Genomic DNA, 10,224 nt, shown 5'->3' with positions numbered 1-10,224 from the left:
TGGTGAAGCGGGGCAAGGGTACGGGTTACTCGGGTATTGAAAACGCCCTGTTCTACAAGGACAACACCCGGCTGCTCTACGGCTCTGCCCAGCAGGCCATCGGCGAGGTGATCCAGCACGTCAAGGCCCTGTCGGTGTAACTTCCGGCCCTCGAAGCACCGTGGCCACCGCATGTGTCGGTGGCCACGGTGCTTTTCAACGAGAGCTTCAGACCAGGTCTGCCGGGATGACCGTGCGCAGAACGGTCTGGGTCTCGTCTTCCCGGACCCGGTTGGTGAACCACCACAGGGCCCCTTTCTTGATGGTCCAGTCGGCTTCGTGGCCGGACAGCAGCAGGGAGGCCAGGCGTCCCAGTTCCGGTTGGTGACCCACGACCAGAACGGAGCCGCCACCGTCCGGCCAGCCACAGGCCGCCAGGATGGCGGTGATGTCGTTCCCCGGGGCGAGGGCTGGAACGATTTCGAAATCCTGGGTGAAGGCGCTGGCTGTCTGGCGGGTACGGACGGTGGGGCTGACCAGTACCCTGAGTTTTTTTGGACGCCGGTGCTCCAGCCACTCGGCGACCTTGTGGGCCTGCTTGATGCCCCTTTCGGTCAGTTCCCGGGTACTGTCCGGAATACCGTCCACAGCCTCGGCATGGCGCCACAGCAGTAAATCCATTTTGAATGTCTCCTCTTGTTTGAGTTTTGCAGGAGGCGCGGATTCTGGAGGGGGCGCATTACCGGGTGATGACGACATCAACGGGTCCACGGAGCCTTTCCCCACAGGATGGGTTCAAGGGCTGGCAGCACGCTCTTGCGCAGCCGCGCGATCTTGGGGGCATGCCAGCCGGCCACGAAGGCTGCTCCCCCCCGCAGTTCCGGATCCTTGCCCGCCCATGCCTTCAGGCGGCTGCGGGCCACCACTTCATCGTTGATGTAACCCAGGGTTTCCTGGATGTCGGCCAGCTCGTTGGCATAGCGTACGGTAGCCTTTTCGGGCAGCAGGGGCAGCAGGAACTCGATGCCGTAACGCAGGCGCTTGAGGGAGACACGCAGTTCATGGAGCTGCTCCGGGTGAAGCTCGGCAGCCGCTGCGAAACGCTTGCGGGCCTTCTTGCGCAGCTGGGTGAGCTGCAGCCGGGCGAAGGTGGTCAGATTGGCTGACTTGACCAGCGCATCGCTCTGCAGGCCGTAGAGGTCAGCGGCCAAAGCCAGCATCTGACGGCCATGACTGGCGGCCAGCAGCTGCTCCCGGGTTGCTGCCTTTTCCCGGTCACGCCGGTCTACGGCCATGGAGATCAGGCGCAGGGTCCCCTCATCGGCCAGACCGGATTCGGCCACCGGGCTGAGGATTTCGTCCAGCATCACGTCCAGGTCCCGGGCTGCACCCAGCCCGTCGGCCGCCTCCTTGAGGCCGTCGGACCAGCGCGCCACAAAGGCGGGAGGTAGGGCAGGGCAGAACAGACGCAGGGCCGAGCGCAGCCGTCGCAGAGCCACTCGCAACTGATGGATGAATTCCGGGTTGTCGCTTTCCCGGGCGCCTGCTTCATTGGCCTGCCACAGGCTCAGGCAGTCGAAACCGATGATCCGGAAGGCGTCTACCGGAGACATCTCGGGCTGCAGGCGGGAAGGACGGGCCTTGGCCGGGCGTAGTGCGTGGTTGGAAAAAAGATGGTAGCCCCGTTCAGCCTTGCTGACGTTTTCGGGCGTCAGGGGCAGGTTCTCGGCCAGCTGGAGCGCGAGGGCATAAAGCTCGGTCGGAGCGCCTTCCACCAGTTCCAGCTCGAGCTCGCACAGGGGGCGGCTTTGGCCGTTGGCCTCGATGTTGCCGTGATCGATCATGGCCAGCACCTTCACGCCCTCCCGGGGGGCCAGCACCACGGTCTCGCGCTTGAAGTGGGTGCTGAAGACCGGGACCAGCCGGGGCTGAAGGGCTTCCAGCCGCTGGCGGACATCCTCCCGGTCAATGCCTGAAAAATCGAAGGCGCCATTGGCGTAGGGCTGCTCCCATTCCGGGCGGGACGAAAGGCCGCCGGCGGATTCGGCGGCACATTTGACGGTTTGCAGCCAGCGATTCCCGGCTTTACGGGTTCGCACGGCCATCCTTCGCTCCCGAAGTTCCAGCTCCGGGGTATCGAAATAAGTGTTTTCGAGGGTGCAGGCACGCCCTTCCCGAGGGGCCTCGGCAATCAGCGGGTGGCGACGGAGAGCGGCCAGGGCCTTCGGTGGAAGGGTCAGCTTGAGTTCGATTTCGTGGCTCATGGGCATGCCAGTGGGCGGGGGGAGAGGGGATGCAGATCCGGCCAGACCGGACAACGAGCCACATTCTAGCCTTGATCGAAAACCCCTGTCTTGCGCGAAATCATTACGAAAATGGGGCCGGAACGACCGTGGTTTAAGCGCTGAAGGTGGCCTCGCCCTTGCCCTTCTGGCCCTTGTTGTCGGTCCAGGTGACCCCGAGCTTGTCGCCCGCCTTCACTCCGTTGAGCAGGAAGGCGAACAGGGGGTTGGTGGAGATGGCGGTCCCGAGGCCGGCTTCAATGACCGCTCGACCGTTGAGGCTGAGGGTGATGGCGGTGATGTAGTGGGCTCCCTGGGGGGGGCCGGAAGATTCCCGTCGCCCAGGCTCCATGGGATGGGGCAGGAGCACCCGGACTTCTCCTTCGGTGCCCTTTACGGTGGCGCGGATCTTGATTGGTTCACTCATGGGATTTTCCTTACTCGGCACATCCGCCCACGGTGATCTTCACTTCCCGGAAGACGGTGTAGTGCCGGTTGCCGACGCTGGCCACCACCCGCAGACGGGATGTTTCGGCCAGGCGCAACCTGGCACTGAAGCGGGCCTGGGCCTCTGGGCCAAAATTGAACTGGAGGGCGAGGGGGGCCGGGTTCTTGTCCACCAGGACAGAAAGACGGGTGGTGCCGGGGATCAGGCTGATCACCTCGATGGGCACGGAAGCACCGTTCTCGGCGATCTCCGGCGCTTTGAGGAGGATGTCCTTGCTGGCTTCGGCGGCAGAGGCTCCGATAAGGCGCAGGGCGTCGCTGGCACTGCGGGCATCGAATGCCGCCCGGTTGAACTCCACTGCCAGAGCCTGGGTGGGACGGAGGAGACCGGAGCCGAGCAGCGCCGCCAGTGCCGCGGTGCTCCCAAAAGCTTGAAGGAAATGGCGACGTTGCATGCTCAGCACTCCGCCTTCCAGTGCCCCGACTTGCCGCCTTCCTTCTCCAGCAGGCGGATGCCTTCCATCGTCATGCCCTTGTCCACCGCCTTGCACATGCAGCTGATAGACCCTGCAAAGCCAGTAAGTACGCGGGTTTCGGGTTTCACTTAGTGCTTTCTGTCCAACGTATTTGGACAAAATTTGGACAAGAAAAGGCCGGATCTACCGGCCATCCGCAGGGGCAACCCCGCGCTTGTCCACTGTGCTGCAACTATGGCGCAGCGTCAATTCAACGTGTCGTCACACAGGGCAACTTCGTACATCGCATCCGCCCAGACGTACAGTTCCATCGTCAGCTCAGGCAATGCCTCGTCACCGCCCAGGATTCGGTCACTGTTCCGTTCCCATGCCGCGCTCGCCTCGTCCAGTTCATCCAGTGTGGTGAGGTTGGCGAAACGGTGCATGGCGCGGATGCACGTCCGCTGCGGCTCGTCCCACAATCCCCCGTTCAGTTCCATGTAGCTGGCGAAGTGCTGGGCCCCCATGCCGCGTACGAGGTTCCCAAGGGTTTCGGCTTCGTGCTGGGCAGCGGTAAGATTCATGCAGGTCATGTCGGCTTCCTTTTCAAGTCGGTGTGATCTAGGCGGGCGAGGGGTTGCCGCCCCTCGCTTCGCCGCTTCTGCCCGTCTCAGGCAGGAACACATTATAACATCGTGATGCAGCGCGGTGCAAGTAAAACCTTTTAAATTCAATGTGTTACAAGCTAACGTGTTAGCTCGTTGCGCTGCGGTGCGTTCTTCCCATTCTCCCTCGTGCGTTGCCCAGGTCAGGCCAGCCCGGCCGGCACGAGCCCGGCACGTCGTGGGTCGCGTCGCTTCGGGGCGGTGGGGTGGGTAGGGCCCCCGGGGTGGGACCAAGTGGGGTACCCCCCCTGGCACCTACTAGGCGGTTCGCGCATGGTTTGGGCAAAATAGCCCTGCGTTAACTTTGTATCTCGTCTTGCACCAAACCAACTTATGCCGTTGACTTGTTGGTGCAGTTCTCGGTAGCCTCCCACTATCTTACGTGGAGGGCATATGGCGCAGAACGGTGCAGGTCAGCACAAAGTATCTCATCTCACTAAGAGAATGAGCTCTATGTGCGCCGTTGTTGCTCTCGGTACCGTGGCGGCGCCAGCCCTCGCACAGCAAATAGATTCGCTTGAGTACGGGCGCAACGCGGGGGCTGCAGTTCGATCGGGGATGTGGGTTGATTACTTCAATTCAAAGTGCCGAAGCGAGCACGATCGACGGTACATGACCATGACTGATAACGTGCTAAGGCTAATCGGTGCCGCTGGTGCTGATAGACAAGTTGGGGTTCAGAGTGCCGAGCAAGTGCTCGCGAACGCTTCAAGGCTCACAGGCATGCCTGTGCCCCAACTGGTCAGGCTGACGGAGAAAGAGGTCGATGAAAAGCTTGCCGAACTCCGTGGGTGCAAATCAAAGAAAATGGTGGCCTGGGTAGATGACGCAAAGTTTACGCATAGTGCATACATGGATTATCTGGCAGATGTTCTGATGCAACTCAGGCGGAACCCGGGCCGGCAGATTTTCCGCTGACCCGGATTAGCTCGGCCGGGTTTCCCCGGCCTCGCTACATCAAATCTTCGTCTTGCCCAGGTCAGCCCGCAGGCGGGCCACGATCTCGCAAGCCGTCTTGAACTGTCCACGCACGAGGAAACGGGCATGTCCAAGTTCGTCCTTCGTGCCCGGCGCGGCGCGGATGCCATCGCGGACCGCGTCAGCCAGGGTCACCCACTGGCAGCATTCATCTTCCACTCGTGCGAGCAGCTCGCCGTCCTTGCTCTTCGCAGCGGCCATCTTCGCCGCAGGCACGATGCGCCAGCCCAGTTGATAGGCGATACCGCCCAGGATGGCCGCTAGGCCGGTCTTGGTGCCCTTGAACGAAAACGGCGTTTCCTCCCCGTCAAGCTCGGCCAGGGTCGCCATGTACGCCCCGGCGTGGTCACGCATCAGGTCTTTCATGCGCTCCTCGCACGAGTCGAGGTAGTAGGCGTAGCTCGGGGCCTTGGGGTCGGTCAGTTCTTGGGTGCGGGTCGTGGTCCAGTCGGCCAGCCCATGGGCGAACCATTCGGAAGGCTTGGCGTTGATGCCCGGGGCGGTGGTGCGTTCGTTCGTGTTGTTCGTGTTGTTCGTGGTCATGTTCATCATTCCTTTCGTGGTCAGTTCGTCTTGTCGAGGATCCAGAAGCGGCGGCCAGCATCGGGGTTGTTCATGCCCCACGCTCGGGGCGCTTGCCGGTAGCCCAGGGCCCGCAGGGCGGCGCCCATCGTCCGCAGGTGGGTCGCGTCGCGGTACTTCCCCTGCAGGTGCGGCAGCAGCACGAGGGCGCTGATCTTCCGGCGCTGCGACTCTGGCCAGCCCGCCAGGACTGCACGAATCTGATCCACCAGCGGGGGCGGTGCCGGGCGCTTGGCAGGCTTGGTGCTAACTTGGTGGGGCAGCTCCCCTTCTCGTGCGAGTCGGTCACGCTGGGCCAGAAGCCGGGCCATGAAGGCGCTTCCGGGGGCGGGGTCTTTGCGGTGCATAGGTGTCGTTCCTGTTAATTTGGGTCGGTCTGGTGGCCTTCATGGGCACGAAGCAGGGTGTCGGCCTCAATCGGGGGCATGTGGGGTGGGTTTCTTATCTGTTTCACCATTTGCCCTCAAAGAAAAACATAGAGAGAAAATAGCCAGACAGCTCTCGAACACGCCCCACCCGCCCCCGGGTCGATTACATGCCCTCACCTCGCAAGCTCAGGCCGGCATAGAAGCGGGTGCCGTGGCTCTTGGCCTCGCCGTGCCCGCGTTCATTCAGCTTGCGGGAAAAGCTCGCCTTCGAGCCGGCGCGGGTGCCGTTACCCTCGTTCCAGGTGCGCCACGCCGCGTACAGCTTGCCTTGCTCCACTCGTGCATCCGGGCCGCGCAGGGTCTTGTCTTCGAGGAACTCGCCCAGCAGGTCGGACTCCTTCCGGTAGCCGGCGGACTCGCGGCGCACCGTCGCGGAGGGCCTCAGGCCGATGCGTTGCCACTCCAGGCAGCCCGCCACCATCCAGGCCAAAATCCCGTCACGCTCTTCGAGCAGCTTCTGTTCAAGCCAGGGGTCGCGCTCGTGCTCGGCAAACTGGCGGCGGAAGGGGATCAGGTGTAGGCGGCGCCAAATGCCGTCATCCTCCCCCGTCACGATGGGGCGGTGGTTCGTGCGAAGCCAGGGCTTGGCCGTGGGCTGGAAGTCGAAAAATTCCTTGTGCAGGAACCGGGCGCTCAGGGTTTCGCGGCCCGCCAGCATCTTCACAACCTGTTCGTCGAGCCGGTCGCCTTGCCCCGTCTCGTTGATGCCCAGGTAGCGGGCACCGCACAGGCGGGCAATATCGTTGCGCGGGCCGGCGTCTCCCGCTTGGCGGATCGTCAGTAGCGAGGGCGGCGCGGCCTGTGCATAGCTGCCCATGATCGCGGTCACCACGTTGGAGAACACGCTCTTGCCGTTCGCACCATGCCCGAAGCAGATGACGAGCACCTCTTCGGTGGTCGTGCCGGTCAGTGTGTAACCCAGCAAGCGCTGGATGTACTGTACCGTCTCCGCGTCACCCTCGAACACGTCATTCAGGAACTTCAACCAGCGGGGGCACCCCGCGCCCCGGTTAAACCCGGCGTTGCATTGCCGGGTGATCAGCATCGCGGGGTCAGGCGCAAGCAGGGTGCCGGTTTTCAGGTCTATCACCCCATCCCTCACGCCAAGCAGCCAGGGGTCAGCGTCGAGTTCGGCCATGTGGCCCACCGTCATCCCATCTTCGGACTTGGCAAGCTCGGTCATGGCTTCCAGGCGCTTGATACCCTGCAGCCCCATCGCCCAGGCCAGGGCCTTACGGTGGCGCTCCGGGTCCGCCTTGAATTGCGCGCTCACATGGTCAAGGATCTTGTCCGCAACCCATTTGGCGGCTTTCACCTCTTCGCCCTTGCTGCACCATTCCCACACGCTGCCGTTCCACTCCAGCCAGCGGCCGGCGGGTGCCACATGCTGCAGCTTGCCGCGCTCGGCCTTAGCGAAGAGCCGGCCGGCCTTGATGTCACCCAGGGCGCCCCCTTCGTCGTTGCTGGCGGTGCCGGCGTCTATCTGCCCCGCGGTGCCGTGCTGCGTGGGCTTCCAGCCCGCACGTTTGGCGAGGTCGAACACCGTGCCCAGGCCGGCGGGGTTGCTCACCATGCCCGCCTTCTCGCGCTCCACCAGGCTCGTGAAGGTGCGCTCGTACTCTTCCGGGTCGAACTTCGAGCATGGGGCGGTCATGCTGCACCGCCTTTCCCCAGGGTGCCCGCGCTCCACCGGCGGCCCAGATCCCGGGCAGCCTCGCCAAATTCATGGGCCAGCGCGCCCAGCACCTTGAACCACGTGGCACGGTCGCAGCTGGGGTCGATGTGGGCGAGGGCCGCTTCCACCTCTTCTAGGGTGTGCGGGCGGGCCTGCGGCGCGGCCTCGATGATGCTGCCCACGCCTTGAGCCTTCACCCATGCGGGCGCCGTGCCGGCGATGCCTCGTTCCTCGATGCCTTCCGCCCCTCCCTGCACCTCGTGCGGCTTACCCTCGCCCAGGCGGGCCAGGGCGGCGCATACGGCAGCGTCAAAGGCTTCCAGGGCCACAGGCTTGCCCTTGTGCTTGATCGTTACCGGCTTCGGGTTCGCGGGGTCTTTGCGGTTCATTGTGCCCGGCAGGCGCAGCACCGATGCCGCGTCACTCGTGCGGCTCGGGTCCGCCAGGAAGCCCAGGGTCTGGCAAAGGTTCTTGAACCTCCCAGTAGTGGCCTCCCAGGCTTCACGGCTTACCGCCTCGAGAAGTGCCCAATACACGTGCAGGCCGTTGCCGCTATCCACGATCCACGTGGGCGAGGGCAGGCCGGCGGCCTTGCACAGCTCCTTCAGGGCCTGTGCGGCTTCCTGCTTCGTGCGATAGCCCGCCCCCTTGGCTGCCTTGTCCGCTCCGCAGTCGATGTCGAGCCAAACGGCCTTCACCTGAAACACGTTGTCCTTCACGCGATACCGGCGCTTGCCGTCCGGGCCGGTGATGCAGGGTTCCGCGTAGGTCGCGCAGGCGAAATAGACCGTCTTGCCCTCAGCTTCCTCGCGGGCCGTGGTGGCGCTCAGCTCCGCATCGTTGGTGCAGGCGTAGTGCCGCCCGTTGTGCGGGGTGAAAATGAAGCGGATACCCTCGCCCAGGATTGAGCGGCGGAAGTCGGCGTTTTGTTCTTCGTTCGTACCCATGACGCCCCCCTTACTGCGTGGTGCGGGCTGCAATGAATGCATGCAGCGCATCGAGGGGGTAACGGATGTTCCGGCCCACGCGAACGAAGGCCGGGCCGGTGCCGGCTTTGCGCCAGCTGGCGAGGGTACGGAGTGACAGGGGTTTGTTTCCGCCCAGGACGTGGGCGGCTTTGATGGGCGTGACCATTTCGGACATGGCGCGGGCTCCAATGAAATTTGGATAAAGCCCCTCTGTGTCGGGGCGCTCGCGCATGAGCCAGTCAGCAGGCGGGTGCATCGCCCGGTCTTCAATGCGGTGCTGTTTGTCCGGCTTGCCCGTCGGTCTTCGTGGTGCCTATCCCCACGAGCCGAACCGGGATGTTCCGGCAGCACAGGAAGAATCCTACATGCAGCGGTGGTATCGTGCAAGTAGCTGATTTCGATGTTAATTTGGGCCGCCACTCCCCGCAACAACATGTCACCTCATGTCGTCACATGTTATAACTCAATCCGTACCCAATGACGTTTTGCCCCGCCTTGCGCGGGGCTCTTTTCGTCTGTCAGCCCAGCTTCCGGGCCAGACCCTCAGCATCGGGGTGGAAGTAGCGTTTCAACATCTGCAGGCTCTTGTGTCCGGTGACTGCGGACAGCTCGGCCAGATTCGGCAGTTTCTGGGCCAGTCGGGTTGTTCCGGTATGCCGCAGGTCGTGGAAGCGTAGGTCGGTGATCCCCGCGCGCTCGCAAGCCCGCTCGAAACGCTTGTTCAGGGCAGCCGCGGACACTGGGAACACTTCGCCCCCGATTGAGCGGGGCAAGGCCCGCAGGGTTTCAACGGCGCGGCTTGAGAGGGGGACAACGCGCCGGCTGCCGTTCTTCGTGTCGGGTAGCAGGGCGGTCCGTTTGTCGAGGCTCACATGTTCCCAGCGTAGGGCCAGGATCTCCCCCCGGCGCATTGCGGTTTCAAGGGCGAGCACGATGATGGGCTGCATCCACGGGTTGCGCCGGCCGGCAGGGGCCGCGGCTTCGAGCAGCGCCCGCTCTTCGTCAGCGGATAGAACGCGCTCCCGGCCTTGAGGCTGGCGGGGCTTGCGGATGGCCTGCACGGCGTTGTCAATGGCGAACCCCCACTCGCGCCGGGCGTGATTAAGCACGCTCGAAAGCATGGCCAGATCCCGCAGCACCGTTCCCGGGGTGACTTTCTTTAACCGCTCGTCTCGGTAGCTGGCCACTACGGCGGGCGTGATGTTCGCCAGGGCGTACTTTCCAAGGCGTGTCCGGCCCATCGCAGCGAGGCGTATAGCCTCTTCCTTGGCGCCCTTCTTGTCGGGTGTGACTTCCTCAACGTAGCGGGCCAGCACGTCCGCCAGGGTGGTTCTTTCGGCGGTGCTGCGGTTCTGGTGCGTGCCCTTGTCGATCTCGGTTTCGATCGCACGTGCCCAGGCTTCGGCCTCTTGCTTCGTGCGGAATGACTTCGTCTCGGGTGGGAACCCTTGGCGGGTTACGCGGGCTTGCCAACGCTCGCCCCGTGGTCTGATTGATGCCATCGTTCATCCCCATTTGGACAAACGTTGGACAGAAGCCGAATTGAACCCCTTGGCGCAGGGTGGCGAGTGTCGGGGGCGTTAGGCTTGAACCGCCCCGGTGTCCGGCTGGATATCCAGCCAGATCAAGGCTTTACACGTCCGCCTTCCAGTGCCCCGACTTGCCGCCTTCCTTCTCCAGCAGGCGGATGCCTTCCATCGTCATGCCCTTGTCCACCGCCTTGCACATGTCGTAGATGGTGAGCAGGCCCACCTGAACAGCGGTC

General features: G+C 63.6%; 15 protein-coding genes. 2 read left to right on the top strand and 13 right to left on the bottom strand.

All coding sequences use genetic code 11. The features are described 5' to 3' along the window. Positions 1-140: NAD(P)(+) transhydrogenase (Re/Si-specific) subunit beta (locus PHD22_RS14980; protein ID WP_299863205.1), on the top strand; the 140-nt coding region annotated here is incomplete at its 5' end. 67 nt (positions 141-207) lie between these two features. Here the strand turns inward: PHD22_RS14980 and sixA are convergent. The 6 genes from sixA to PHD22_RS14950 form a co-directional block, all read right to left on the bottom strand. Then, a complete protein-coding gene (gene sixA / locus PHD22_RS14975) occupies positions 208-660 on the bottom strand; it encodes a phosphohistidine phosphatase SixA (protein ID WP_299868590.1) in 453 nt (150 codons plus the stop codon). 77 nt (positions 661-737) lie between these two features. After that, positions 738-2,243, bottom strand: a complete 1,506-nt coding sequence (locus PHD22_RS14970; RefSeq protein WP_299868588.1) for a CYTH and CHAD domain-containing protein — start codon at positions 2,241-2,243, stop codon at positions 738-740. Positions 2,244-2,376: 133 nt separating this feature from the next. Further along, complete coding sequence (gene soxZ, locus PHD22_RS14965) at positions 2,377-2,688, bottom strand: thiosulfate oxidation carrier complex protein SoxZ (RefSeq protein WP_299868585.1); 312 nt, start codon at positions 2,686-2,688, stop codon at positions 2,377-2,379. Positions 2,689-2,698: 10 nt separating this feature from the next. Beyond that, positions 2,699-3,163 carry a thiosulfate oxidation carrier protein SoxY gene (gene soxY, locus PHD22_RS14960; protein WP_299868582.1) on the bottom strand — a complete coding sequence of 155 codons (465 nt, stop codon included), beginning with the start codon at positions 3,161-3,163 and terminating at the stop codon, positions 2,699-2,701. Positions 3,164-3,165: 2 nt separating this feature from the next. Further along, positions 3,166-3,312: a hypothetical protein gene (locus PHD22_RS14955; protein ID WP_366520747.1), complete on the bottom strand. Its 147-nt coding sequence runs from the start codon at positions 3,310-3,312 to the stop codon at positions 3,166-3,168. A 117-nt stretch (positions 3,313-3,429) separates the two neighbouring features. Continuing rightward, entirely contained in the window at positions 3,430-3,756 is a 327-nt protein-coding gene (locus PHD22_RS14950; RefSeq protein ID WP_299868579.1) for a hypothetical protein, read from the bottom strand. Between the two features lie 684 nt (positions 3,757-4,440). On the opposite strand from PHD22_RS14950, the gene PHD22_RS14945 reads away from it, so the two are divergent. Continuing rightward, complete coding sequence (locus PHD22_RS14945; RefSeq protein ID WP_299868576.1) at positions 4,441-4,746, top strand: hypothetical protein; 306 nt, start codon at positions 4,441-4,443, stop codon at positions 4,744-4,746. Between the two features lie 39 nt (positions 4,747-4,785). Here PHD22_RS14945 and PHD22_RS14940 read toward each other — a convergent pair whose 3' ends face one another. The 7 genes from PHD22_RS14940 to PHD22_RS14910 all read right to left on the bottom strand — a co-directional run. Then, positions 4,786-5,349, bottom strand: a complete 564-nt coding sequence (locus tag PHD22_RS14940) for a hypothetical protein (RefSeq protein WP_299868573.1) — start codon at positions 5,347-5,349, stop codon at positions 4,786-4,788. 20 nt (positions 5,350-5,369) lie between these two features. After that, positions 5,370-5,735, bottom strand: a complete 366-nt coding sequence (locus tag PHD22_RS14935; protein WP_299868570.1) for a hypothetical protein — start codon at positions 5,733-5,735, stop codon at positions 5,370-5,372. Between the two features lie 184 nt (positions 5,736-5,919). Then, complete coding sequence (locus tag PHD22_RS14930) at positions 5,920-7,470, bottom strand: phage/plasmid primase, P4 family (RefSeq protein WP_299868567.1); 1,551 nt, start codon at positions 7,468-7,470, stop codon at positions 5,920-5,922. Next, positions 7,467-8,438 carry a PriCT-2 domain-containing protein gene (locus tag PHD22_RS14925; RefSeq protein WP_299868565.1) on the bottom strand — a complete coding sequence of 324 codons (972 nt, stop codon included), beginning with the start codon at positions 8,436-8,438 and terminating at the stop codon, positions 7,467-7,469. The genes PHD22_RS14930 and PHD22_RS14925 overlap by 4 nt, the downstream gene beginning before the upstream one ends. Positions 8,439-8,448: 10 nt before the next feature. Further along, the gene (locus PHD22_RS14920; RefSeq protein ID WP_299868563.1) at positions 8,449-8,634 is read right to left on the bottom strand and encodes a helix-turn-helix domain-containing protein; all 186 of its coding nucleotides are present in this window, start codon (positions 8,632-8,634) and stop codon (positions 8,449-8,451) included. Between the two features lie 343 nt (positions 8,635-8,977). After that, entirely contained in the window at positions 8,978-9,961 is a 984-nt protein-coding gene (locus PHD22_RS14915; RefSeq protein WP_299868560.1) for a site-specific integrase, read from the bottom strand. A 130-nt stretch (positions 9,962-10,091) separates the two neighbouring features. Further along, the coding region (locus PHD22_RS14910; protein ID WP_299868593.1) for a cyclic pyranopterin monophosphate synthase MoaC at positions 10,092-10,224 on the bottom strand (133 nt) is incomplete at its 5' end.

The organism is Zoogloea sp., assembly GCF_028693495.1.
Taxonomy (GTDB): domain Bacteria; phylum Pseudomonadota; class Gammaproteobacteria; order Burkholderiales; family Rhodocyclaceae; genus Zoogloea.
This window is presented reverse-complemented; position numbering and strand designations above follow the sequence as displayed.